Below are 24,527 nucleotides of genomic sequence, written 5' to 3' on the forward strand. Positions count from 1 at the left end.
GTTGGACGTCGTCGGCGCGTTCGGTGGCGACCTGACGAGCGATCGCACGTAGTGCACGGGTGCGATCAGACACGGGTGCGCCTCCCGTTCAGCAGACTCAAGACAATGTCGCGTTCGGCACGGCCGACGAGCGGGACGTCGCTGACGCGCAGGGTGTTGTCGGCGGCGACCCAGTCGAAGACGCGCGCGAGTCGGTCGGCGAGACGTTCGGCGGTGTCGTGCTCGAACAACGCGTCGCTGAACTCCAGCTGGATGGTCGGGCGGTGCAAGCCGAGCGCGAAGGTGGCGTTGAGGTCGAAGCGCGCGATCGCATAGTCGGCGACGACCGGCTCAGTTCGGATGCCCGCCATCTGGAACGCCGGAGCGGCCTCGTCCAGAACCGAGCAGAACGCGGTGTACAGCGGATTGCGGGCGTTCCCACGCTGGGCGCCGACGGCGCGTACGACCTCGCCGAAAGGCACATTTTGATGCTGCAGCGTCCGGGAGAGTGCAGCGCCGGTGGTTTGGACGAGCTCGGCGACCGTCCCGTCCGGCTCGATCATGACGCGTACGCACACGGTGTTGAGGAAGCAGCCGACCAGCGACTGGGTGACGGCATCGGTACGACCGGCGACTGGCGTACCGATCAGAAAGTCTGTGCGTCCCGTGCAGCGGTGGAGCAGGAGCGCGTAGCAGCTCAGCGCCGCAGAGAAGAGGCTTGTGCCGGACTCGCGTGCGAGGCCGGACAGTCCGCGAACGGTGCCGGGGTCGATCTCGCGCCGGAGGGTGATCATCCCCGCGCCGACACCGTGCCCTGGCCGGTCGGCGGGCAAGGGGAGCTCCGCGACGCCGTCGAGTTCGGCGCGCCAGAAGTCCAGCCCGGCTTGGTCGGTCGTGTGTTGTGCGCGCCGGCGCGCAAAGTCGGAATAGCTGGTGGCCAGTGGCGGAAGGTCTGCTTCATCGGGTGTCCGGCCGTCGATGAGCGCGGCGTAGGTGCGGGTCAGTTCGGCGGAGACGATCGACAGTGAGACTCCATCGACGGCGAGGTGATTGAAGGTGAGGACCAACAAGTGCTCGTCGGGGGCAAACCGGATCAGTCGTACTCGCATCGGTAGGTCGGTGACCAAGTCGAACGGGCGGTCGAGCTCCTCGCGCAGAACGCCTTGGATGGTCTGTTCGACGCTGCCGGTTCCGGTGCCACCGGCACCGTCGTCGAGGTCGGCGAACTCGGCGAACTCGGGCTCGATCCGTGGTAAGGCGCCGTCCTCGTCGCGCCCGGCGACGTGCTGGTGCGGTACTCCAGCAGGGTCGGGGACGATCCGGGTACGCAGCGGTTCGTGGCGGCGGACGACGTGGCCGATCGCGGTCCGCAGGTTGGCGACGTCCAGGCTTCCGTGCAGACGCAGCGCGACCTGGAGGTTGTACTCCGATGTGTCCGGGCGCAGTTGCTGCAGGAACCACAGCCCTCGCTGCTGGGGAGCCAGCGGAGCGGGCTCGCGCGCATCAGCGGACGCGTAGGCGGTCATCGCGTCGCCCCGGCTTGCAGCGGCACGAAGGTAGCGGCGGCCGCACGGAGCGCGGCGTCGATGTCGGCGTCCGTCAGGTCACGATGGGTGACGAAGCGGACGACGCCTGGCACGACCTCGGTCACTCGCACGCCGGCCGCCGACAGCGAGTCGACCAATGTGCCGGCGTCAGCACCGATGTCGAGCGTGACGATGTTGGTCGTTGGTGGTTCATCGAGCAAGTCGGCGGGAAGTACCTGCGCCAGACCTTCCCACAGGTCCCGGGCGCGGCGGTGATCGTCGGCGAGCTCGGCAACGCGGCTCAGCCCGACGAGTCCGGCCGCGGCGAGGTGACCGGCCTGCCGGAAGGTAGAGCCGAGCGTACGGCGAAGCACCCGCGCGTGCTCGACGAATGCCGCAGGTCCGCAGAGCACCGAGCCCATCGGCGCACCGAGTCCCTTGTACAGCGAGATCGACACGGCGCCGCAGCGGGCGACGGCCTCGTCTGCGCCGTAGCCCGAGGCGACGGTGGCGTTGAACAGTCGCGCTCCATCGCAGTACAAGGGCACCCCGGCGGCGTCGCACAGGTCGGCGACGACGTCGATGTCGGAGAGTGACCACGGCCGTCCGCCGCTGGCGCTGTGGGTGTTCTCGATTGCGACAACTGCTGGGCGCGGTGCGTAGGGATCGGTTGCGGCAAGTGCGCTCGCCAGAGCGTGCGGATCGAGCTGGCCATGTCGACCGGGCAGTGGCAGGGTCTGCAAGCCTGCCACCTGGGCGAGCGTATGCGCCTCCCATGCGTGTATGTCGGACGTTGCGTGCGTCAGCACCTGGCGGCCGCTCCGTCCGTCAGCGACGCTGCACAACGTCAGGAGCGCGACCATATTGGCGCTCGTACCGTTGGTGAGGAACACCCCGGCGTCCTTGCCGACGATTTGTGCGGCGGTACGTTCGAGGTCGTCCACTGTCGGGTCCTCGCCGTAGAAGTCGTCGCCGACCTCTGCCGTGACCATCGCTTCGCGCATGCGGTCATCGGCGACAGTGACCGTGTCAGACCTGAAGTCAGCCAACGTTGTGTCTCCTGACATGTGTGACGTGCGTCCGCGGTGGGGTTGCTCCGATTGATGCTCGCGAAGTGCGCGCCACGCCAGTCGTCCTTCGCAGGTCTGTCCGCCGGCGACGGTTCTCCTTCGGGTGTACGTTGTCGCGCCGCGGCGATCGCGAGCGCCGGTCTACGGTCTGCCACGACCTTCCCGTCTCCGAGGAGGAACGATGGACGATTCCGACACCCGCGAATACCAGGTCGTGCTCAACGACGAGGAGCAATACTCCATCTGGCTGGCCGACAAGCCGTTGCCAGCAGGGTGGCACGCCGATGGCACCCGCGGCACGAAGGACGAGTGTCTCGATCACATCGAACAGGTGTGGACCGACATGCGCCCGCTCAGCGTGCGCAGGCGACTCGCGAACGCTTGACCTGGGCGAGAGCAACGATGGGCGAATACAAGCCGGTTCACGAGCTCGTCGCACAGCGCGCGGCAGAGGCTCCCGACGCGTGCGCCGTGACGGACACCGCGGGCGCTATCACGTACGCGGACCTGGTCGCGCGTGCCGACAGATTGGCGGAGACGCTGATCAGGTCAGGGCTCACCCCCGGCGACACGGTCGCAGTGCAGCTGCGCCGCAGCGGCGCGGCGATCGTCGCGCTGCTTGCGGTGTCGCGAGCAGGGGGCGGAGCCTTGATGCTCGACATCGACGGCCCGCGCCGCTGGCTGGAAGGTTTTGTCGAGATCGCACGCCCGGTCGCCTGGCTCGCACACGACGGTGCGCCCGCACCGCCGTACGCGGGCCCGGTGATATATCTCGGTGGCGACGGTACGGTGACGGAGGTCGCCCCCGACCTCTTCACGACCGGCCCGGAAGGTCCGGCGATCGGGACTCCCTACGTCGGGCCAGAGGATCTGGCGTGCCTGGTGCAGACGTCCGGGACGACCGGGCTGCCGAAACTCGTCCAGGTGCCGCAGCGCACGTGGACGACCGCGGCACGCACTCAGTGTCAGCTGCACGGAATCGACGCTTCCGAACGCGGTGCTTGGCTTTTCCCCGCACACACCAATGTGTCCGTGAGCGTTGTCGTGTGGCCGTTCCTGATCGCCGGAGGCCATCTGTCCGTTCCGCCGGATGACCTGATCGGCGCTCCCGCAGAGCTGGTCGAGTGGATCGCCGCCGAGCGAGTGACGCAGTGCTTTGCCGTGGCGCCACTCGCGGAGGCGTTGGCCAAGCAGGACTGGCCACCGTCGGCGCTGCGGTTACTGCTCACGGGCAGCGACCGAGTGCGCGAGTGGGGCAGGAACGACCTGCCGTTCGAGATCGGCAACTGGTATGGCGCGAACGAGGTCAACATCGTCACGTCATCGGTGGTCCCGTGGGAGCAGCGCATCACCTCGGCGACCGCCGGCCGCGCCGAGCGCGCGGGTCCGCCGCCGATCGGGCGCGTATGGCCCGGCGCCCAGTGGCGGGTCGTCGACCCTGAGGGTGCCGACGTTCCCGAGGGCAGGATCGGCGAACTGCTCGTCGGCGGTGACCAACTGGCAATCGGCTACCACTCGGCGCGCAAGACGGCGGAGAAGTTCACGCCGGACGCCGATGCCGTGTACGCCGGCCAGCGGATCTATCGGACGGGCGATCTCGTGCGGGTGCGTGACGGTGTCTTCGAACACTGTGGGCGTACCGACGAGCAGGTCAAGATCAACGGGGTACGGGTGGAGATGGGCGAGGTGGAGGCCGCCCTGCTCGGCTGCCCCGGCGTGCGGGAAGCGGCGGCGACCGCCGTCGAGACCGGTACCGGACGCCTGCAGCTCGTAGGGTATGTGGTCGCCGAACCTGGCGGCACCGTTGACAGTGCCGGTCTGCGTGGACGGTTGGCGGACCTGCTGCCGGCGCACATGGTCCCGGTCGCGTACGTCCGCCTCGACGCGCTGCCACGCAACCGTGGCGACAAGATCGACCGTCGTGCGCTACCCGCCCCGGAAACGTCTGGAGCGGAGACGTCCGATGCGCTGGGTGGGCGCGTCGCGGCAGTGTTCGCCGGCGTGCTGGAGCGCGAATCGTGCGCGCCGGACGACAACTTCTTCCTGCTCGGTGGCGACTCGATGCGCGCCACCCGAGCGGCACGGACGCTCACCAGCGAGCTCGGCCGAGAGGTGTCGGTCGAGCAGGTGATCATGCACCCGACGCCGCGTGAGCTCAGTGAACTGATCCGCAGCTGAGCGAACCGACCCGCTCGGCCAGTCCGACGGCCGACGACGTCAACCGCTGCCGCCGCCGAGCAGGCGGCGGACACGGTGGACGCGCGCCGGCGGCGTGCGCTACTCGGCCAACAGGAGTTCGAGCGATTCGGGGCACGATACGAATTCCCAGTGACTACCGGGAAGCGTCCGCAGGTCGACATCGGCGACCTCGCGCCACCGTTCGTTCACGGCTTCGTGGGGTGGGACGACATCATCTTCTGACCACGCGAGGGCATCGACCGGGCAGGGAACCGTCTTGCATGCGTCGAACAGCCAGGGACGGTGGACGACGACCTCTTGGCGTAACGCCTTGGCGCCGATCCGAGCCAGTTCGACGGGCACGCCGGGGTTGCCGAGCCGTGATTGCACCTCCTGCACCTCGGCGACGAAGTCGTGCGTGTCGAGGTCGACCTTGTTGAGGCCGCCGTAGAGATCGACGTGCGGCGGGCCCCACGACGATGCGACCAGCTTGCGCGGTGGCCGGTGCCCGTTGTCGACGAGCCAGACGATGGTCTCGAGCGCGAAGGGCACGCCGCCGCAGTGCGCGAAGTAGACCGTCTCGCGGTCGCCGAGCCCCGCGAGGTATCGGCCGAGATCGGCGGCGTACTCGACGTGGGTATCGAACGGCGGTTCGGAGAATCGGTTCTCCCGCCCCGGTGGTTGCAACGGTGCGACCGTACCGGCCTTGATCGAGTCCGGCCAGCCACGGAAGACCGAAGCGCCAGCACCTGCGTAGGGGAAGCACAGCACGAGCGGTGCGCCGTCGTCATCCGGACGTCCGCGGAACAACCACTTCTCGGGGTTTCGTGTGTTGGGCATGACTGAACGTTAGGTTCCGGCGTCGTCAACGCAGGTGCGTCTTTCACGTACGTGTCGCGGCGAAGGACTCGCCGCGCGTGCGTCCGTACCGTCCGACAGGCAATGCCGTTGCAAAGCGCATTCGCGACGTATCGGGAGGTGACGCCGTGACGACCACACCGCTGCTGCCTGTTGGCGTGGTGCAGAAGCAGATGTGGCTGGTGGACCGGTTGGATCCGGGCGCGAGCATCTACAACGAAGATGTTGCGTTCTGGATCGACGGGCCGGTCGACGCCGGTGCTCTCGAAGCGGCGTGGCAACAGATCGCACGCCGCCACGAAGCCATGCGTTATGTTTTCGCAGAGCAGGACGGCGAGCTCTACTTGCGCGTCGAGCCTGACACCGACCTCGTGATGGTCACGGCCAACGCCGCTGACGAGGACAGCGCGCTGCGTTGGGCTGTGGACTTCGTCCAGCACACCTACGACATCACGTCGGCGCCGCCGGTGCGCCTCGGGATGGTCGAGGTGCACGACGACCGTCACCTGCTGGTCATCGGCTTCCACCACGCGATCATCGATGCTGGATCGATCGGGCTGCTGTTCGACGAGCTGCGCGAGCTCTATGTGGCCGTGCGATCCGGTCAACCCGCCGATCTTCGCGAGGTCGGCAAGACGTACCTCGACTTTGTACGCGAAACCCAGAGCGAACAGCGCCAGCAGACCATTGCCCGACTGCAGAGCGAGGTTGTCGCACGGCTCACCGAGGCCGGCGGCGCCCAGAGTGCGGAACTGCCCGGTGACCGCCCGCGGCTGCCGGTGCGCAGTACTCGCGGCAGGGTGACCGACGCGAGGTTCCCTGCCCAGATCGTCCCCCGGCTGCGCACGTTCGCCGCCGAGTACCGCGTGACGACATTCCAGATCCTCCTCGCCGGCATGACGACGCTTCTTCGTCGCTACACCCGCCTAGACGAGATGGTCTTCGGGGTCGGAACCAGTGGCCGCCCAGAGGGTTACGAGAACGCCGTCGGACCGTTCGCTTGTTTCGTTCCCGTGCGGGCGGCAACGCCTGACGGTGCCACGTTCGTCGACCTGCTCGACTCCACGCGCGACATCACCCTCGCGCTGAGCGGAGCGCAGTTCGTTCCGTTCAGCAACGTCGTCAACGAGGTCAGTACTACCCGTGATCCGAGCCGCTCGCCGCTCGTCCAAATCGTGTTCAACGCTCCACCACTGACGTTCCCGCGTGACACGCTTGCCGGCTGCAGCCTGCAGCTCACGCGGCTGCCCCGCACGCGCGCCCGCGTCGACCAACTCGTAAATCTCGAGACGGTCGGCGACGAGATAACGCCAAGCGCCGAATTCGACGACTCGCTGTTCGACGAGGACACCATCGCGACGTTCCTCGGCGAGCTCGGTGTTCTGATCGAAGCCGCGGTACAAGATCCAGACACACGGTTGGACGACCTGCCGATCGACTGGCCGGGCGAGCCGCTCGCGCCCGGCCTCATCGTGGACGAGGGCGAGGACGCTGCCGCCACGGGCACGATCGCCTGGGGCGGTACGTCCTGGGCCGCCCTCGATGACACAGGCATGGTCGGGTCAGTGTCCGGGAGTCCGGTCGTACGTGACGCGAACGGCGGCACGGCGCCGGTAGGCGTCGAAGGCGACCTCGTCGTGGCGGGTCACGCAATCCCCGGGATTCGGGCCCGTCGGACCAGCGGCGGGCAGTTGCGCTGGCGTCGTCCGGGCGACGTGCTCGACGGACGAGGCACGGCCAAGTCACGCGGGTCCCACGTCGAGGGGCATGTCGTCGAGGTATGCCGTGAGCTGCTCGGGAACACCGCCGTCACCGTAGAGGACGACTTCTTCGTCGCCGGAGGGCATTCGATGCTCGCGGCGCGTCTCGTACAACGGATCGGTGACGAGTTCGGCGTCGATGTGCCACTACTGCTCGTGTTCGAACACCCTGTGTTGTTCGACCTGGCCGGCGAGCTGGAGGCGCAGTTCCCCGAGATCGAGCAGGTGCTCGAACGACTCGAAAGCCTCTCGGACGTCGAGGTGGAAGGGCTGTGGGACCAGTTGCCGGGCGACGCGTCCGTCGCTGCCGAGCCGGAATCGGTGACGACTGTTTCCGGGCACGAGCAGCCGTTCTGGATGATGGAGCAGTTCGCCGCGGGCGCTTCGGTGAACACTCTGACACTACGCATCCGCGGCACTGGCCACCTGGACGTCGACGCATTCGAGACCGCACTGAACCGCGTCATCGAACGCGAGGAGATACTGCGCACCAGTTACGTCGCCGACCATGGCATGAACGCGGTGCGCCGCGTCCATGACTCCACCTTGGCGACTGTCACGGCGCGCCGTCTGGGCGCGGAGTCGGCCGAGCGGCTTGTGCGACAGGAGAGCACTACGGGCTTCGACATCACCCAGGCGCCCCTCATGCGATGCACCGTCGTCTTCACCGACGCCGACCGGTTCGAGGTGCTGTTCGCCTTCCACCACCTCGTCATGGACTACTGGGGCGTCACCAAGGTGATGCTGCCGGCGTTGAGTGCCTACTATCGCGAGGCCATCGGCGGTGTTCCGGCCGAGCTGGACGAGCCGCAGGGCTACCGGCAGGCGATGCTGCGCGATGCGGAGTGGCGGGCGACACCGCAGGCACGGGCCGAGCGGGAGTACTGGCGCAAGCAGCTGGACGGGATGACCCCGGCGGAGTTCCCCACCGATCACGAACGCCCGGAGACGATCGACTTTCGCGGGGCAACCCGCACCGCGGCCGCTGATGTCGGACTGGTTCGCGATGTCGAAAGGTATGTGGCCGAACACGGTACGACGTTGTTCGTAGTCGCGGCGGCGGCGGTGGCAGCGACCGCACGGCGTTGGTGTGGTGGCGACGACGTCAGCTTCATGTCGCCGGCGGAGAATCGTCGTCACGACGCCGACGTGAAGGTCATGGGTACCTTCGTGAACCTCGTGACATTGCGCTATCGGTTCGACGCCGACCTGACCTGGCACGACCTGGTCGAGCAGAGCCGGCGATTGGCGGTGGGTGCCTACGCTCACCAGTCAGTCCCGATCAATGCCGCGATGGCCGAGGCCGGCCAGCGCAACGCCGTCGCGAGCGGCCGTGGCAGCTATCTCGTGCTGAACGTGTTCTCCGACGCCACCGGGCTCGACCTCGAAGGCGCGTCGGTCAGCGGCGGCGACATCGTTCAACATGACTCGGCGAGCACCGATCTCGAGCTGTCGGTCATGCATTCATCCGACGGGCTGGGGCTGACGCTGAAGTACCGCAGAAGCCTGTGGGACGCCGACACCGTTGATCGGATCCTCGCCGACGTGCTCGTCATGCTCCGCGAAACGGTGACCGGCGGCGATCGTCTCGTCGTGCGATCAGAACCTGTCGTGGCCGGTGGACGAACCGGTCGAATGTGAGGAGACGCCATGCGTACCGCAGTCCCGCCCCAGTTCAGTGCCGATGACCTGCAGCAGTTGCTGACCATCGAGCTCACGCGGCCGTCCGAGACGCAGGTCGTGCGCGAAGAGGTGTCTGCGGCCGAGCCGATTGATTCGGCGCCGACTCCGCCGACCGGCGGCTCGGATGGCTGGGACTGGGCGCCCGGTCCGGCGACGGCATGACGGCTACGACCACCGCCGAGTCCACGGCGGTGCCCGCGAGGTATCGGCCGTTCCTGCACCTACCCGACGACGTGCAGCCGGGAGGCGACGTCGAGGTCGACTCCGGCGCGGTACTCCTGACCGGTGCGACCGGGTTTCTCGGCAGCGCGCTCCTCGGGGAGCTGCTCACCCGCGAGCCGGATCGCGTCGTCTACTGCATCGTCCGGCCCGGCGCCGCGACGCCGAGTGAGCGATTGCGCAGTTCCCTCGCCGATTTCGGTTTGTGGGACGACACCTGGGGCGACCGTGTCCGCGCGGTCGCCGGCGATCTCGGCGAGCCGGGGGCCGGACTGGACAGCCGTGACGCAACGGTGCTGCGCGACGATGTGTCGCTCATCTATCACAGCGGCGCCTTCGTGAATCTGGCGTTTCCCTTCGAGCACATCGTCGACGTCAACGTCGGCGGCACGGTCGAGATGATGAGGCTCGCCGGTCAGGGTCGTCCGAAGCGGGTCGCGCACATATCGACGCTGTCGACCATCGACATCGAATCCCGGACCGGAGAGGAACTCGCCGATCCAGCGCCACTGGGTGCCTTCGAGGCGATGACGACTGGCTACACACGCAGCAAGTGGGTGTCTGAACGGCTCGTTGAGCAGGCATCCCAGCGCGGTCTTGACGTTCGATGTCTGCGCCTCGGTGCGCTCGCCGGCCATTCGCGCACAGGCGTGTCGAACCCGAACGACTATGCGTGGCTGGTGGTACGTGCGTGCCTGGAGATCGGGGCGGTGCCGTTGCTGCGAGCCCCTACGAGTTGGCTTCCGGTCGACCACGTCGCCCGCGCCTCGATCGCGCTGTCGACGATGCCGACGCAGGAGTATCTTCCGTACCAAGTGCTGCCGGCCGGACAGGTCACGTACGCGCAGATCTTCAGTTGGCTCCGCCGCGCCGGCTACCACCTGGCGACCCTGAGCTTCTCGCGATGGCGCGACCGGCTGCGCGAGCGCGCCGAGCACAGTTCCTCGGCGGTTCAAGCCATCGCATCGGTGATCCCGCGGGATGGATTGCCGGGGGAGGCGCAGCCGGACCTGCACTCGCCACGTACCGAGCGGGTGCTCAGTCAGCAGGGAGCGTCGACACCGACGCTCACCGAGGACACGTTCCGTGTCTTCCTCGACGCCGGGCAGCGGCGCGGGGAGATCCCAGCATGACAAGACGACAGGCGGGAACGACATGACCGAGACGAGCACCCGCGGCGCCCCATCGGCGAGCACGGCCGACGACTACGATCACGTGGCGCCGTACTATGACACGCTCACCGCCGCGCTGCCGGAGACGAACGAGACGGTCGACTTCATCGCCGACCATGCTGGCAGTGGCCGCGTGCTCGAACTCGGCGTCGGCACTGGACGCGTCGCCTGTCCGCTCTCGCTGCGGGGCTACGACGTCACTGGGCTGGACAACTCCGCAGGTATGCTCGCGCGACTGCGGAGCCGCAGCGACGGCGCGAAGGTCGACATTGCGCTCGGCAGCTTCACCGATCCCCCGGTCGATGGCGAGTTCAGCCTCGTCTATGCGGTGTTCAACACGCTGTTCTGCGTTATCAGCCAGAATGAGCAGCTTCGCGCAATCGAACAGGCCGCCGAGCGTCTCACCCCCGACGGCACGCTGATCGTCGAAACCGACCTACCCGATCTCGCCCGGTCGGACAGCTCTGGACGTACGCTCAACACCGGCGGCGTCGAGCGAAACCGGGTCTTCATCGAGGCGGCCATGCACGATGCCGCCACCCAGCGAATTCGTACCCAGACGATCATCGTTTCCGAGCAAGGCATCCAGATGTTCCCGCTGATGATGCGCTACTTCTGGCCTAGCGAACTGGACCTCATGGCGAAGCTGGCGGGTCTCCGGCTGGAGGCGCGTTACGGTGACTGGCGCCGCGGCCCCTACTCTCGCGACAGCTCGCGGCAGATCAGCGTCTACCGCCGCGCCGACAAGCCCGAGCGGTGATCCGACACCCGGTGCTCGTACGCCGGTGAGCGGCCGTCGCCGATCGCCGTGCGGCTATGGGGTGTCAACCCCGGTGGCGATCAGAGCGTCGGGATCGACGACCACGTCATCGCGCCTCTGGACGGTGACGACGCAGGTGCCGTCGGCGCATCCTTCCAGTTGCACGGTCGCCCCGATGCCGGTTCGGGCAGGAGAGGGACCGTCGGCGCCGACCGTCGGCCGTACGTTGAACACTACTGACGGGTCGCTCGTGGGCAACGTGTGATCGCAGAACTGTGCGTCGATCACCGCGACGGCGATCTGCGGAACCGCCGGTAGGTGTTCACCACCCTGTGAGTGCAAGGCGAGCAGTTCGGCGGGTACGGCGTGCTTCTCTGCCCAGGCGATATCGTCGCGCAGCCCTGCCGGCCCCGAGGAGTCGGTGAACGGAACGAGCAGGGTGGAGGCGAGCGGAGCGACGAGCGTGTCGGTGCCTTCGTAGCGCCCGTCGACCAGCAGCGCGCCGAGCGTACTGCCGGTACTTCGAGCGCAGTCGCCCCAGTACGAGGCCCGCGAGGTCGAGACCGGTGCGTTCCGCTTCCCGGCGCAGCGCGGCGTGCTGCCCGGCCGTGAGGAGACGACTCTCGGTCACGGTCGAATGGTCGGTGGCGGGTCGGTCGACCTGCTTCGGCAGCCGTCCCCGCCAGGTCGAGATCAGCTCGGTTGCGGCCGTTCCCGTGCCTCGGTCGCGCTGGGCGCGGGCGAGGTCTCCGAAGCCGAGCACTGCATCCGGAGCGAGCGTTGGGTCAGAGCCGGTGCCGGATTCAGCTCCGGCCGTGCCGTAGGTTGCGGCGAGCCCGGCGACCACGAGTCGTGCCGAAACGGCATCCGCGATCGCGTCGTGGAAGCACAGGTTCAGGGTTCGTACGGCGCCATGCTCGACGAGCAGGGTCCGAAACAGGGGACCCGTGCTGAGATCGAAGGGGCGCGCCGCCCACTCGCGTACTTCGTCGGCAACCGACTCATCTCCACAGACGGACTCGTCGAAGTCGAGGTCGACGTGCGGATCGACGATTTGCATGGAGTCGACACCGCGGAGGTCGAACCGGGTGCGTAGCAGCTCGTGTCGCGTGGCGACGGAGTCCAGTGCAGCGAGCAACTCGCCGACGTCGAGATTCCCTTCGATGTCGACGCTGACGACGTTTCCGGGAGAGGTGACGCCCGCGACGACCTGTTCGGCAATGCACAGCGCGGCCTGCGCAAAGGTCGCAGGTGCCGATCGGACGGTGGAATCGTCGGGGTCGCTGGTGTGCAGTGCATCGTCCAGCGCCTGCGCCCACGCGCGGACGGTCGGCACCGAGAACAGCTCCCATACAGGCAGGTCGACACCGAAGTCCGAGCGGATGCGCGCGACGATCTCCATCGCGAGCAGGGAGTGACCACCGAGGTCGAAGAACCCCTGGTCGAGCTCGACCTCGGCTGCACCGAGCACCTCGCTCCACAGTTGAGCGATCCGCCGTTGCAGTTCGGTTCGCGAGTCAGCGTCGGCTTCTGCCGCTGGGACGGACGAACCGGTTTCGGCGCGGGCGGCGTCGGCCACTGCCGTGCGGTCGGGCTTGCCGTTGTTCGTGAGCGGGATCGTCTCCAGGGCCTCGAAACGCGTCGGCACCATCGAGGCGGGCAGCTCTGTTGCGAGGCGGTTGCGCAAACCAGCAAGGTCGCCGACGACGTAAGCGACGAGTTCGGTGTTGCCGCCGGAGTCCGGTTCGGCGGCGGCGACACATTGCCGGATGCCCGGCTGACGCTGCACAGCGGCCTCGACCTCACCGAGCTCGACGCGGAACCCGCGGATCTTGACCTGCGTGTCGGCACGTCCGGCGAAGATTGCTCCACCGTCGTTGTCGACACGCACCAGGTCGCCGCTGAGATAGCAACGCGCTCCTGGTTCTTCTGCGTATGGGTCGGGCCGGAACCGCTCGGCAGTCAGGCGGGCGCGGCCGTGGTATCCCGCGGCGACCATCGATCCGCCGATAGCGAGCTCTGCGACCGTGTTCAACGGCAGGACGTCGAGGTACTCGCCAACGGGGTAGTAGGTGGTCCCCGTGCTCGGGAGACCGAGCGGCCGGTAACTCGGGTCGGTCACCGGGTGGTACGAACACAGCACGGTGGTCTCCGTCGGCCCGTAGCCCTGGTACAGCGCGGAGCAGCGATCCACCAGGGTCGCGGCCAGTCCGTGGCTCATCGCCTCGCCGCCGGTGATGGCACGCACGGGGCGGCGCCCGTCAGTGCCGAGGCCGGCGAGGGCAATCATCTGCAGCAACGAGGGCGTCGCGTAGATCGTGTCTACCTCGTGTTCCTCGATCGCCTCGAGCAACACCGATGGTTCCCGCTGCCGGCTACCGCCGGGCGGCAACACGACGGTCGCACCGTTGGCCAGGGCGGTGAAGATGTCGATGATCATCATGTCGAACGCGAGGCTCGCGACCGCGAGCACTGTGTTTCCGGCGCCCACGCTCGGTTCCTCGCTCGCGACTACTTCGGCCAGCTGCGCCATCTGTGCCTGCTGCACCATCACGCCCTTCGGTTCGCCCGTTGAGCCGGAGGTGTAGATGACGTATGCGATGTCGCCGAGGGTGGGCGCCATGCCGTCGGCGCCGTCGTACAGTGCGGCATCGGCGGCGAGTTCGTCGAGCAGTGCCTTGTCGCCCTGGTACCCGATCGTGAGTTCGCGGGCGGCGGTGTGGTCGGTGACCAACAGGGACGGGGACGCGTCGGCTATCGTCCGGCGAAGTCGGGGAGTCGGATGCTCGGGCTCACACGGCACGATCGCCCGGCCGCTGGTGAAGGCGCCCAGCACGAGCGCGAGCACCTCGGGACTGCGCTCCGCGCAGATGGCGACCCACCCACCGGTCGGTACGCGTTCGTCCAGGAGCGCGGCGTAGCGCTCGGCGCGGGTGGCGAGCATTCGGAACGTCCATGGCTTGCCGGTCCAGCACACGGCGGTGTTTTCGGCATGTTCGGCGGCATATCGTGCGAACCGCGTCGGCAGATCGACCGCTACCCGTTGGTCCTGCTCGACGGCGAACATGTCGGTTGACGTGGTAGTCATCGGAGCAACTCCCCGCATTTCTCGATCTGATGGGTCAACAGGCGTCCTGGAAGTCCGGTGCGTCTCACTCGCCGAGGCGAACGGGCAGCTGCTGCAGCTGGCGGAACAGCGGCGTGGGCATCCAACGCAACTGCTCCGGCTCAACGGTGAGCGCCATGTGTGGGAACCGGTTGAAGACGGCCGGCAGAGCGATGCGGGCCTCGGCCAGCGACAGGAGCGCTCCGACGCAGCGATGGATGCCGGCTCCGAATCCGAGGTGTGGGTTGTCGCTGCGTGTCACGTCGAAGACGTCGGCGTCGCGGTAGCGGCGCGGGTCCCGGTTGCCGGCCTGCAGCAACCCCGCGACGACCTCGCCGGCGGGCACGGTACGACCGCTGTAGGTCACGTCCTCCAGAGCCACTGCGAGGGTCACACCGAGCGGGGATTCGAAACGCATCGCCTCGTCCACGGCGAGCGGCCACAGCGAGGGATCGTTCTCGAGTAGCCGGCGCTGCTCAGGGTGGGTGAGCAGGAGCATCAAACCGCTGGTCAGAAGGCCGATCGTCGTCTCGTGTCCGGCAATGAGCAGGTGGAAGGTGATCCCGACGACCTCCTCCTCGCTGAGCACGTCGTCCTCGTCGAGGGCCTTGACCAGCACGGTCATCAAGTCGTCGCCCGGATCGGCGCGCTTCATGGTGATGAGGCTCTTGCAGTACTCCGCGAGGTTGCGCTGAGACTCGCGCAGCGAATCGGTGGATGTACCGCCTGCGCCGCTCTGCACGAGTCCGTCCATCCAGCGGCGGAAGTTGAGCCGGTCGCTGTTCGGGATGCCCATGACACGGCACAAGACGGTCAGCGGCAGGGCGACCCCGAACGCGTGGACGAGATCGACCTCCGAACGTCCTTCCATGCCGTCGAGCAGCCGGTCGACGAGCTCGGAGATCCACCCCTCGAATTCCTTGACTCGCCGGTTGGTGAACGTCGCCTGAACCGTCTTACGCATGCGCGTATGGTCCGGGGGATCGACCGAGAGCAGGTTCTTGTTCGTGAGGAGGTCTGTGCCGCCGGTGTACTCGATGACACCCGCGGGCGCGTTGCGCAGATCTCGGCTCAGCCGGGGATCGGTGAGCGATTCCTTGATGTCCTCGTAGCGCGACAGGGTCCACATGTCGAAGCCGTGCGGCGAACGGGCACGAGACACCGGCTCCTCGTCGCGCAGACGCGCATACACCGGGTATGGGTCCTCGACGAACGCGTGCGTGAACAGCGGATGTCGCTCGACTGTCGTGGTCATGGCTGTCCTTTGCGTACTGGCAGTGGTCAGGACGACGCACCCGGCAGCGACGTCGTGCAGGTCGTGCGTTTCGGCGCCCAACCGATCGTCAGGAACATCGCCGCGGTCGTATCGATGCACGAGTGCCGACCGAGCTGGATGCTGCCACTGCCGTGTACGTCGACGGTGCTGGCGCCGAGCCTGCTTGCCGTCCGCCGGGCGCCCGTGTGCGGGGCCAGCGGGTCGTCGTCCGCGCTGAGGACGAGCACCGGCACGCCGTGCGGGTTGCTCCATGAACCGGTGAGCCGCTCCGTGGCTTCGGTCGGCCAGGCGTAGCACTTGAACTCCGCGTAGCCGTAGCGACCGCCGATCAGGGGCGCGACGTGTTTCGAGCGGCGCAGCTGGTCGTCGAAACGCGCGGGGTCGTCCGGAAAGGTTCGGTCGAGACAGGTCTGTGAGTAGAACTCGGCGAATGCGCGGTCGTCACCCTGCTTCAACGGCACCATCGGTACCGCCTGCTCTTCTGCGCCGGCGAGGTTCTTCGCAAGGTCCGGCCACTGCTGCGGGAAGAGCATCGCGCCCGACACGAGGTCGACGAGCGCGCCGTCGGTGAGCACATCCCAGCGTCCGGGGTGGCTGAGTCGGTTCTTGCGAGTTTTGTCGAGCAACGCGGTGAAGGCGCGGCGCGGGTGTCCGTCGCCGAAGGTACACAGCTCCTCATTCGACTTGCACCAGGCGAAGAAGGTGCTCATCGTTTCTTCGGTGGCGACCGACTGATCGATGTCAAAGGCGAATGGACGCTCGATGTACTGCGGAGTGTCGAAGGGCGAATCGAGCACGAGCGCGGCGACTCTGTCCGGGAACAGGGCGAGGTAGTTCTCGGCCAACGTCGACCCGCCGGCAGCCGTCACGAGCCGCAGTTGGCGCTCGCCCAGGGCGGCGCGTACACGGTCGAGATCACGTGCTGAAGTCGTGCTGCTCAGGTGAGGCAGCAGGCGCCCGCTCCGCTGTTGGCACTTGGAGGCGAGACCGGTCGCCTCCTTGATGCGCTGCTCGCGGTCGGCAGTGGTCTGCGCTGCCGACAGCGGCGCCTCGATGCGTCGCTCCTCCGCGTACGTCACGCACGAGACGAGCGGCGAACTGTGCCCCACACCGCGTGTGTCGAGCCCGATGACGTCGTGGAACCGGTTGATTTCGGCGAAAGCCTGCGGGAACTGTTGGACGAAATCTGTGCCGCCACCGTTCTGCGTGCCAGCGTTGACGACGACCGAACCGCGGTTGAGGCCACTCGTTGCTGGCTTGCGGGTCAGCGCGATGTGGATGGATGGACCCGACGGTTTGGAGTAGTCGATCGGCACCGGCAGCATCGCGCACTGGTATCCGCCATCCCCGCAGGCTCGCCAGTCGATCGCTTCGTGCTCGGCGTTCGTGGCGCTCGACGAGCTGCGGGTGCCCACCATCAAGAAGGATGCGACCAGCACGAGGGCGACCACCGCGATCTCGAGTGGCTTGCGTCCATGTACCGCAATCAATGTTCCTGCTCCTTCTCCTTGGTGCCGTCACCGTCCGTTGGATCGTCGGGCGGGCCTTGGTGATCCGAGTATGTCGGCGGGCGGGTCGGAGGCGAGAGGGAGAAACAGGTTTGGAACAGGTCCTCGTGTATTGGGCCGGAGGACACGCGAGACTTGCTGCCGACCGGATCGGATGTGTGCGGAGGTGTTGACGATCGCGACGATCGCTCGAACGGAGCCGGCTCCCGACCCGCCCTTGGTCGACGGGTGGAATCGTAGTGGCGTGTCCGGTCTCGGTGCGCCGATCATCGACATCGATTGGCTGTCGACCCTGTACGTCTGGCTCGACAACACGCTTTACGTTGCGCCGGATGGCACGCATGTGGGCGACTATGAGCTGTCGTCCGGTACCAACCAGCTGACTCCGCCGCGGTTGTTCACCGATGCGTTGCGTGCATTCGGGCCCAGACAGTACTGGGAGATGAACACCTACAGCGGTCCACTCGGGGATGATCAGTTGCGTGACGCGGTGGCGACGTACGAGAACAGCGTGAACGGTTGGAGCATCGGGCGCGACAATGTTGTCGTCACCTACGGAGCCCACGAGGGTGTGCAGATCGCGTTGCGTTCGCTGCCGCCGTCGGGACGGCGAGCACTCGTGCTCGGGCCGCAGGTACCGCTGATCTTCCAAGCGTTGCTGCAGCAGGGATTCAGCTTTCGCGAGCTCTGGGGCGAGCAGCAACACGAACTCGTACCGTCGACCGACCGGGTCCTGGACACGATTGCGGCATGCCATCCGGACGTCGTCGTCCTCACGTCGCCGAACAACCCCACCGGTGATACGTACGCACCAGACGAACTCGACGCGATCGGAGCGGCGGTGATCGACCGCGGAGGTCACCTCGTCGTGGACAAGATCCTGTCCGACAGTTGTCTTCCCGGCAGCTCGATGGTCGACGGAACCTCGCACCAGATGGGGGAATGGATCGTCGGGGGCCGGTGCCTGGTGGTCGACAGCTTGTCGAAGCGGCGCGCCATCAGTGGATTGCGGACGGGCTACCTGCTCGCCGCTGAAGACGTGGTGGCGCGGCATTCGATGATCGAGATCGGGGGCTGTCCTCCGCTGTTGCTCGCCGCCGCTGCTGCCGACGACCTGACGACCTCTGCGCGTATTCATGCCGGCGCACACAACGCCGGGTACGCGGGACTCGATGCGCACGACGTCGCACACGGCGATGATCTGCAGCGCATGCGCTCAACGGTTGAGCACAACTTCGAGTTCGCCCGTGATGCCTTGGGTTCGCACTGGGCGTGGGATTCGAAACGTCCGGGTTGTTTCAACTGCGTGGTGGGAATTCACGTCGATCCGGCACTTGGCGACGACCGGGAACGCTGCGAGATGCTGTTCACCGAGGCGGTGTCGTGCTATCCGCTGAGTACGTTCGCGGCCGACCCGCGCCTCGTCGCCGGACGAACGGCGGGGTTGCTCGAGTTGCGGCTCACCTGTGCCGCGGAGTCAGTGTCGTTTGCCGAGACGATTGCGCGGACCAAGCGCGCTCTCGACTCCTCTGGACACCACGCGTAGCGGGCGTCGTCACCGCATCCGCCTTGCCGTGCAGGACAATCGCGGCATCAAGCAGTTCCCGTGGCCAGGTGCGGGCACCCGTCCGCAGCTGACCTGGCCGTTGAGTCGGAGCCGGTTGAGTCGTCGCCGAGACCGGGCGTCGCTACGTACTCGTGCATCTTCGATACCGCGCTCCAGAGGGGCTCGAACGGCATGCGAAGGCGTCCGGCGAGGTAGTCGGACCCGGCAGAGCCGCCGGTGCCGTCGGTGTGAACGCCGATCATGCGGTTCACGAGCTCGAGGTGCATCACCTTCCACCGCCAGGCATTGCGGGACAGGTCGAGCATGGCGAGAACGATCTTCGCGAGGTCGGGGTGCTCGCGATGTCCGGGATACAGCAGCCCGGGCAGCGTGACCTGCTCCCGGTCGCAGGCGGCGAGCAGCGCCTCGAGCAACGGCGAGCGGCCGCCGACGCCGATGCGCCGGTCGAACTGGCGGAACTGCCGCGACTGTGCACCGGAGGCGTGTCCGAGCTCACCGCGAAACGATGCGAACCGGCCGGGAGGCATCGTCGCGAGCACATCGAGGTTCGACGCCATCACCTCGAGGACCGTCGCGCAGCGCTGCGCGCACTCCTCTGCGTCGAGATAGCGCACCTGTTCGACGGCGGTGGTCGCTTCGTCCAGGTCGAGCAGAACCTGGTTGAGCCACAGCTCACTGGTCTGGTGGGTGACGATGAAGAAGTGTTCGCAGGTGCGGGTCAGTGTCACCACGTCAGGCGTGCGCGGCCGCTGCAAACCGAGCAACTCGTCGACGTTGATGTAGTCGGCGTAGGTGAGATCGTCGCTCACGTTGTCCCCTCGCTTCGTGCGTCTCGCGGGTCGCCCCACTCATGACACGCCTGGATGATCGCTTGCACACCTTCGACGAGCAGCTCACGGTCGCCGGCCATCGAGATGCGGATGAGATCACGCGCGATCGGGTCGCCGTCGACGGCGAACGCCGCCGCCGGTGCAACGCCGACTCCGCGCTCGGCGAGCAGCCGGTCGGAGAACTGCTGTGCGCGCAGTCCCGACCTATCGATGTTGAGCAACGCGTACCAGCCTCCTGCCGGCGGAACGTCGATGAGTCCCGCTGCGACGAGCTCCGGCATGATCGCGTCCCTGGAAGCCTGCACCTGCGCAACGTTCTCGCGTACGGCCTCGTGCTCGTTCAGCGCAGCGAGTGCTCCACGCTGCGCAGGCGTCGGTGGAGCGATGATCGTCGCTTCCTGAACCTTGCGTAACAGCGCTGCGAACCTGTCGTTCGGCGCGACCACGTACCCGACGCGGCACCCGGTCATGGCGTGGCTCTTGGAGAAGGTGAACGCCGAGAACACCCGCCGCTCGTCCGGGTCCGTGTCTGCCTCGAGCGTCGCGAGCGGCGTGTGCTTCCCGTCGTAGACGAAGTCCTCGTACGCTTCGTCGCTGATCACGATCCAGTTGCGTTCGGTCGCGAGTGTGAGCAGGTCTCGCCGGTCGCGGTCGTCGGCGACAGCACCGGTCGGGTTGGCCGGGGAGTTGACGACGATGACGCGGGTCTGCGGTGTGGCGCTCTTCGCGATCGCGTCGACGTCCAGTCCGTAGTGCTCACCGAGCGGATAGGCGAGCGTCTCGTAGCTGTTCACGGCGCCTTGCTGGCGATAGATGGGCCAATGCACCTGAGGAATCAACCACGCAGCGCCGGGCGTGTGTACCGCTTTACCCACCGCCGAGAGACCCTGGCACGAGCCCGGTGCGACGAACACCTGGTCCGGCGAAACGTCGAGCCCCTGTCGTACGAGCTTGGCGGTCAGAGCATCACGGAGCTCAGGGGAGCCCTCAGCACTGGTGTACGCGGTGTCACCGGAGACGATCGCATCCGTCATCGCATCGACGACCGACGGCGGCATGCCATAGGCGGGTTCGCCCACATGCAGTGCGTTGACCTCCCGGCCGTGGGTGAGCGTCCATCGCTGGGATGCCCGAAACACCTTGTGCAGGACGGATTCCGGGACGACCTCCATCGGGAAGGACCCCGAAGGGCACGGGTCGGGCGCGCCGACCGCCCTACGCTCTGTCAGCTCGGTCATGGGTTTGTCCTCTCCTCGGATGGGTTGTCACGCACTACGGCCACCGTCGATCGTGACCAGGGCGCCGGTGACCCAGCCCGATACGTGCGGGTCGAGCAGCGTGCACACGTAGCCCGCGACGTCGTCCGGCTGCCCAAAACGTCCCATCGGAGTCGTGCGGAGCAAACCCTCGCGCAGGGCGGCGGTGTCCTTCTCGTCCAGACCGAGGTCGGCGTACATCGGGGTGTCGACGGCGCCTGGGACGACGGCGTTGACCCGTACGCCTGGGGCGAGTTCGTGTGCGAGCGAGCGGGTGAGACTGTTCGCGGCAGCCTTGCTCGCGCCGTACAGGGCGCGATCCGGCATCGCGACGACACCTCCGATCGATGTCACCGTGACCACGCTGCCGTCGGCCGCCCGCAATGCTGGGAGCAGCACCTGAATGAGCGCAGCCGGTGCCCTGACATTCACGGCGAGCATGCGGTCCAGATCTTCGAGATCGGCGCTGTCGATCGACGCGAAGCGGGCGAGCCCGGCGCAGTTGACCAGCCCGTCAAGTCGGCCGGAGTGTTGTTCGAGCACTGCGCTCAGACGCCGGGGGGTAGCGGGATCGGTCACATCGGCGACCACCGGCACGACGAGTCCACCACCGGCGTCGGCGAACTCGGCTGCGAGCGCCGACAATTCGTCCCCGCGACGAGCGACGGCCAGGACCGTGGCGCCCGCTGTGGCGAGCCGGCACGCAACGGCGCGGCCGATGCCGGAACTCGCGCCGGTCACTGCCACGGTGGCGCCGCGTGCCCAGCTGCCCATATCTTACTGCGCCTTCCGGTAGGGGACGGACTCACCGTCGCGTCCCGTTCGACAGAGCGCAGCCGATCTGTCGCGGATGCTTCCATGTCAGTCGCCGTTTCTTCCCGGAATCCTTCGACCGCGTTGCCTGCCACGCGCATGCGGGCGAGAGTTCGAGCGATGGCGGGCCGGCGAGAGAGGGAGGTCGAGGTGAACGGCGGTGATGTGGTGCGCGACGTGATCCACTATCGCGTCGGACATTGGGTACGACGAACCCCTGACAGTCCGGCGATAGTCGATGGTGACACGGTGCTGAGCTACGCCGAACTGGATGCGCGAGCGGCGTCGGTGGCGGCTCGGCTCGCCAGCGACGGGGTCGCCATCGAGGACAGTGTTGCGGTCCAGATACCGCGTGGCCACCGCGCTGCGGTCGCGTTCTTGGGTGTCCTCAAGGCAGGCGCCCGGTATGTGCCGGTCGACCCCTCCTATCCACCGGATAGGCAACGGTTCATGTGCGATGACTCCGACAGCGCGCGCACCGTCACTGAGGAGTATGTGGACGCGGCGGTCGCCGAACCCGCTCCGGAGCCGCGGCACGAGGTCGTCGGATCCAACGCGGCGTACGCGGTCTACACCTCGGGTTCGACCGGCTCCCCCAAAGGGGTGATCGTCGAGCATCGCAACGTATGCGCCTTCCTCGATGAGCCGCGCCTCGGCGTGCGACCGGGAGAGACGGTCGCACAGAACGTGTCGATCAGCTTCGACGTCGCGACCTTCGAGATCTGGGGTGCACTCTGTAACGGCGCCTGTCTGGTGATACTGGCAGGTGGTCGTTCGATTGCCGAGCTGGCCGCTGACATCCGCCGTGTGCGTCCCGATTGGATGTTCCTCACCGCCGGCGTGTTCCATCTGATGGTCGACCACGACCTCGATGCCCTTGCCTCCGTGGGCACGCTGCAGGCCGGTGGGGACGTGCTCGCCCCATCGCAATGGATGCGCGCATCGGCCGCAACGCGTCGCGGCCTGTTCAACGCCTACGGTCCGTCGGAAACCACGGTGTACTCCGCCTTGTATCGCGCCGACCCGAGCGAGCAGTTGGGTACGTCGGTCCCGATCGGCTTTCCTCCCGTCGGTGAGCGCCTCGCGCTCGGCGGAGGCGGGGACCCTCAGCAGGGCACCGGCGAGATCCTCATCGGTGGTGCCGGTGTCTCGCGCGGATACCACCGGCGTCCACGACTGACCGCGGAGCGGTTCGTTCCCGATCCCGATTCGCCGTACGCCGGAGCGCGACGTTATCGCTCCGGTGACCTCGGCAGCGTCGACGCCGACGGCGCTTATCGAATGCACGGCAGAATCGACCGCCAGGTCAAGGTGCGCGGCTACCGCATCGAGCTCGCCGAGATCGAGTCGGTGCTCTGCGCTCACCCGGATGTCCGGCAGGCCGCCGCCGTGACCTTCGACGTCGGAGCCGAGAAGCGCCTCGGATTGTTCGCCTCGCCGTCACGTCCCGGTGCGGTGTCCTCGACCGAGCTCCGCAGCTGGCTGCGCGATGCGTTGCCCGCGTACATGATCCCGGCTCACGTCCAGGTCATCGATGACATCCCGCTCGACGGTAACGGGAAGGTGCACCGGGCGGCCTTGCCGTCGCCGTGGACCCGTCGTGTCGACGTGACCGGGCTCGGGCCGCCAGCACGCCCGAGCTCCGCGCTCGAGCAGCAACTGTGCGAGCTGTGGGCCGACACCCTTCAGATCGACGAGGTCGGAGTGGACGACAACTACTTCCTTCTCGGCGGCGACTCGCTGCGCAGCATCTCGCTGCTCGCGAACCTCACGGAGTTGGGTTTCGCGGTGACGGCGGACGAGTTCGTCGCGCACCAGAGCGTCGGCGAACTCGCCGGTCTGCTCGGCGCAGGCGCGGACCAGGAGACGGCGGCATCGTGACTCAGCTTTCCGGCCGAGCGCCCGACGACGCGCTGCGTGTCTACGAGCTGCCCCAGTTCGTGCGGCTGCGTAGCGGGGTGGTGGCAGTCTGCTTTCCGCTGATGAAGCTCCTCGTCGCGCGGCACATCATCGATCACGCGCTCGCCACGGGCATGATCCGGCCGGGCACGCGGGTACTCGAGACGACGTCGGGCACGTTCGGACTCGGACTCGCGCAGGTGTGCGCAATGCGCGGGATACCGCTGACCTTGGTGACCGATCCCGTCGCCGACGAGTCCTTCCGGAACAAGCTCGAAGCGCTCGGCGCCGACATCGACATCGTCGAGCATCCCGCTCCCGAAGGTGGGTACCAGCGCTCTCGGCTCGACCGGCTCGATCAGTTGCGCCGTAACGAATCCGACGCGTTCGTGCCCGAGCAGTACGCGAACCCGCAGAATCCAGCCGCGTACGGTTCGGTGGCAGAGCTGATCACCGAGCACGTCGGACGCGTCGACCATCTGATCGGCTGCGTCGGCTCCGGGGGGATCGATGTGCGGAATCTCTGCGGGTCTGCGTCGCCCCCAGAGGACCCTCGAGGTCGTGGGCGTCGATACCCACGGCAGTGTTCTGTTCGGTATGCAGGACCGGCCACGGGTGTTGCGTGGCCTCGGCAACAGCCTGATGCCGCCGAACGTCGCGCACGATGCGTTCACGTCCGTGCACTGGGTCAATGCCGCCGAGGCGACCACGGCGACCCGTCGTCTGCTGCGCGAAGAGGCGCTGTTTCGCGGCCCGACCAGCGGAGCGTCGTACCTTGTCGCCGAGTGGGTGAAGCTGCAGCATCCCAACGACACTGTCGTTGCCATCATGGCGGACGAGGGCGAGCGCTACCTCGACACCGTGTACAACCCCGGCTGGCGCCGCGAACACGACTGCGTGCTCAAACACCTACCAGCCACTCCCGCCGAGGTGGCGAGCCCGGCCGAAGCGCAAGAACTCGGCACCTGGAGCCGGATCGACTGGACGGGTGCGTGGCCGGAGGTCGCCGCATGACGAGCGGGGCACGCAGAGGTGGTCGAGGGCTTGTCAGCCGTCGATCGTTCCGC

18 protein-coding genes and 1 pseudogene are annotated in these 24,527 nt (G+C 67.3%); 10 read left to right on the plus strand and 9 right to left on the minus strand.

Features of this window, described 5'->3' with window-relative positions; translation table 11 throughout:
* Positions 1-65: 65 nt before the first annotated feature.
* Both L0C25_RS13880 and L0C25_RS13885 read right to left on the minus strand, forming a co-directional pair.
* Positions 66-1,505, minus strand: a complete 1,440-nt coding sequence (locus tag L0C25_RS13880; RefSeq protein ID WP_271632252.1) for a condensation domain-containing protein — start codon at positions 1,503-1,505, stop codon at positions 66-68.
* On the minus strand, positions 1,502-2,554 hold the full coding sequence (locus tag L0C25_RS13885) for a threonine aldolase family protein (protein ID WP_271632253.1): 1,053 nt from the start codon (positions 2,552-2,554) through the stop codon (positions 1,502-1,504). The genes L0C25_RS13880 and L0C25_RS13885 overlap by 4 nt, the downstream gene beginning before the upstream one ends.
* Positions 2,555-2,756: 202 nt before the next feature.
* Here L0C25_RS13885 and L0C25_RS13890 point away from each other — a divergent pair, with 202 nt between their 5' ends.
* Positions 2,757-2,960, plus strand: coding sequence for an MbtH family protein (locus tag L0C25_RS13890; RefSeq protein WP_271632255.1), 204 nt, complete (start codon positions 2,757-2,759; stop codon positions 2,958-2,960).
* Between the two features lie 17 nt (positions 2,961-2,977).
* Positions 2,978-4,753, plus strand: a complete 1,776-nt coding sequence (locus tag L0C25_RS13895) for a non-ribosomal peptide synthetase (protein WP_271632257.1) — start codon at positions 2,978-2,980, stop codon at positions 4,751-4,753.
* Positions 4,754-4,852: 99 nt separating this feature from the next.
* Here the strand turns inward: L0C25_RS13895 and L0C25_RS13900 are convergent, their stop codons facing one another.
* Positions 4,853-5,593, minus strand: coding sequence for a thioesterase II family protein (locus tag L0C25_RS13900; RefSeq protein ID WP_271632258.1), 741 nt, complete (start codon positions 5,591-5,593; stop codon positions 4,853-4,855).
* A gap of 146 nt (positions 5,594-5,739) precedes the next feature.
* On the opposite strand from L0C25_RS13900, the gene L0C25_RS13905 reads away from it, so the two are divergent.
* The 4 genes from L0C25_RS13905 to L0C25_RS13920 are packed head-to-tail and all read left to right on the plus strand — an operon-like array spanning position 5,740 to position 11,205.
* Positions 5,740-9,012, plus strand: a complete 3,273-nt coding sequence (locus L0C25_RS13905; protein ID WP_271632259.1) for a condensation domain-containing protein — start codon at positions 5,740-5,742, stop codon at positions 9,010-9,012.
* Positions 9,013-9,021: 9 nt separating this feature from the next.
* Positions 9,022-9,216, plus strand: a complete 195-nt coding sequence (locus L0C25_RS13910) for a hypothetical protein (RefSeq protein ID WP_271632260.1) — start codon at positions 9,022-9,024, stop codon at positions 9,214-9,216.
* Positions 9,213-10,406 carry a thioester reductase domain-containing protein gene (locus L0C25_RS13915; protein WP_271632261.1) on the plus strand — a complete coding sequence of 398 codons (1,194 nt, stop codon included), beginning with the start codon at positions 9,213-9,215 and terminating at the stop codon, positions 10,404-10,406. Before L0C25_RS13910 ends, L0C25_RS13915 begins: the two co-directional genes overlap by 4 nt.
* 22 nt (positions 10,407-10,428) lie before the next feature.
* Positions 10,429-11,205 (plus strand): class I SAM-dependent methyltransferase, encoded by a 777-nt coding sequence (locus tag L0C25_RS13920; protein ID WP_271632262.1) that lies wholly within the window; start codon positions 10,429-10,431, stop codon positions 11,203-11,205.
* Between the two features lie 322 nt (positions 11,206-11,527).
* Here L0C25_RS13920 and L0C25_RS13925 read toward each other — a convergent pair whose 3' ends face one another.
* The 3 genes from L0C25_RS13925 to L0C25_RS13935 form a co-directional block, all read right to left on the minus strand.
* The gene (locus L0C25_RS13925) at positions 11,528-14,293 is read right to left on the minus strand and encodes an amino acid adenylation domain-containing protein (protein ID WP_271632263.1); all 2,766 of its coding nucleotides are present in this window, start codon (positions 14,291-14,293) and stop codon (positions 11,528-11,530) included.
* Between the two features lie 64 nt (positions 14,294-14,357).
* Entirely contained in the window at positions 14,358-15,566 is a 1,209-nt protein-coding gene (locus tag L0C25_RS13930; RefSeq protein ID WP_271632264.1) for a cytochrome P450 family protein, read from the minus strand.
* A gap of 26 nt (positions 15,567-15,592) precedes the next feature.
* The gene (locus L0C25_RS13935; protein WP_271632265.1) at positions 15,593-17,077 is read right to left on the minus strand and encodes an alpha/beta fold hydrolase; all 1,485 of its coding nucleotides are present in this window, start codon (positions 17,075-17,077) and stop codon (positions 15,593-15,595) included.
* 262 nt (positions 17,078-17,339) lie between these two features.
* Here L0C25_RS13935 and L0C25_RS13940 point away from each other — a divergent pair, with 262 nt between their 5' ends.
* Positions 17,340-18,641: a pyridoxal phosphate-dependent aminotransferase gene (locus L0C25_RS13940; RefSeq protein WP_271632266.1), complete on the plus strand. Its 1,302-nt coding sequence runs from the start codon at positions 17,340-17,342 to the stop codon at positions 18,639-18,641.
* A gap of 47 nt (positions 18,642-18,688) precedes the next feature.
* Here L0C25_RS13940 and L0C25_RS13945 read toward each other — a convergent pair whose 3' ends face one another.
* The 3 genes from L0C25_RS13945 to L0C25_RS13955 are packed head-to-tail and all read right to left on the minus strand — an operon-like array spanning position 18,689 to position 21,522.
* Positions 18,689-19,471: a tryptophan 2,3-dioxygenase family protein gene (locus L0C25_RS13945; RefSeq protein WP_271632267.1), complete on the minus strand. Its 783-nt coding sequence runs from the start codon at positions 19,469-19,471 to the stop codon at positions 18,689-18,691.
* Positions 19,468-20,730, minus strand: a complete 1,263-nt coding sequence (locus tag L0C25_RS13950; RefSeq protein ID WP_271632268.1) for a pyridoxal phosphate-dependent aminotransferase — start codon at positions 20,728-20,730, stop codon at positions 19,468-19,470. Before L0C25_RS13950 ends, L0C25_RS13945 begins: the two co-directional genes overlap by 4 nt.
* Positions 20,731-20,757: 27 nt before the next feature.
* Entirely contained in the window at positions 20,758-21,522 is a 765-nt protein-coding gene (locus tag L0C25_RS13955; RefSeq protein ID WP_271632269.1) for an SDR family NAD(P)-dependent oxidoreductase, read from the minus strand.
* A 159-nt stretch (positions 21,523-21,681) separates the two neighbouring features.
* Between L0C25_RS13955 and L0C25_RS13960 the strand changes: the two genes are divergently transcribed.
* The 3 genes and pseudogenes from L0C25_RS13960 to L0C25_RS13965 all read left to right on the plus strand — a co-directional run bounded on the left by L0C25_RS13960 (position 21,682) and on the right by L0C25_RS13965 (position 24,474).
* On the plus strand, positions 21,682-23,442 hold the full coding sequence (locus tag L0C25_RS13960) for a non-ribosomal peptide synthetase (RefSeq protein WP_271632270.1): 1,761 nt from the start codon (positions 21,682-21,684) through the stop codon (positions 23,440-23,442).
* A gap of 101 nt (positions 23,443-23,543) precedes the next feature.
* Positions 23,544-23,948: pseudogene (locus L0C25_RS24235) on the plus strand (pyridoxal-phosphate dependent enzyme); the annotation flags it as partial.
* A gap of 22 nt (positions 23,949-23,970) precedes the next feature.
* Complete coding sequence (locus L0C25_RS13965) at positions 23,971-24,474, plus strand: PALP domain-containing protein (RefSeq protein WP_333908536.1); 504 nt, start codon at positions 23,971-23,973, stop codon at positions 24,472-24,474.
* Positions 24,475-24,527: the final 53 nt, after the last annotated feature.

Origin of the sequence: Solicola gregarius (assembly GCF_025790165.1) — a bacterium.
GTDB classification, from domain to species: Bacteria; Actinomycetota; Actinomycetes; order Propionibacteriales; family Nocardioidaceae; genus Solicola; species Solicola gregarius.

What these genes read in the sequence shown, in the direction of transcription:
- L0C25_RS13895 (WP_271632257.1), top strand. Translation starts at nt 2,978, where the DNA reads ATGGGCGAATACAAGCCGGTTCACGAGCTCGTCGCACAGCGCGCGGCA.
- L0C25_RS13880 (WP_271632252.1), bottom strand. Translation starts at nt 1,505, where the DNA reads ATGACCGCCTACGCGTCCGCTGATGCGCGCGAGCCCGCTCCGCTGGCT.
- L0C25_RS13955 (WP_271632269.1), bottom strand. Translation starts at nt 21,522, where the DNA reads ATGGGCAGCTGGGCACGCGGCGCCACCGTGGCAGTGACCGGCGCGAGT.
- L0C25_RS13900 (WP_271632258.1), bottom strand. Translation starts at nt 5,593, where the DNA reads ATGCCCAACACACGAAACCCCGAGAAGTGGTTGTTCCGCGGACGTCCG.
- L0C25_RS13950 (WP_271632268.1), bottom strand. Translation starts at nt 20,730, where the DNA reads ATGACCGAGCTGACAGAGCGTAGGGCGGTCGGCGCGCCCGACCCGTGC.
- L0C25_RS13930 (WP_271632264.1), bottom strand. Translation starts at nt 15,566, where the DNA reads ATGACCACGACAGTCGAGCGACATCCGCTGTTCACGCACGCGTTCGTC.
- L0C25_RS13965 (WP_333908536.1), top strand. Translation starts at nt 23,971, where the DNA reads ATGTGCGGAATCTCTGCGGGTCTGCGTCGCCCCCAGAGGACCCTCGAG.
- L0C25_RS13915 (WP_271632261.1), top strand. Translation starts at nt 9,213, where the DNA reads ATGACGGCTACGACCACCGCCGAGTCCACGGCGGTGCCCGCGAGGTAT.
- L0C25_RS13920 (WP_271632262.1), top strand. Translation starts at nt 10,429, where the DNA reads ATGACCGAGACGAGCACCCGCGGCGCCCCATCGGCGAGCACGGCCGAC.
- L0C25_RS13960 (WP_271632270.1), top strand. Translation starts at nt 21,682, where the DNA reads ATGGCGGGCCGGCGAGAGAGGGAGGTCGAGGTGAACGGCGGTGATGTG.
- L0C25_RS13910 (WP_271632260.1), top strand. Translation starts at nt 9,022, where the DNA reads ATGCGTACCGCAGTCCCGCCCCAGTTCAGTGCCGATGACCTGCAGCAG.
- L0C25_RS13925 (WP_271632263.1), bottom strand. Translation starts at nt 14,293, where the DNA reads ATGACTACCACGTCAACCGACATGTTCGCCGTCGAGCAGGACCAACGG.
- L0C25_RS13890 (WP_271632255.1), top strand. Translation starts at nt 2,757, where the DNA reads ATGGACGATTCCGACACCCGCGAATACCAGGTCGTGCTCAACGACGAG.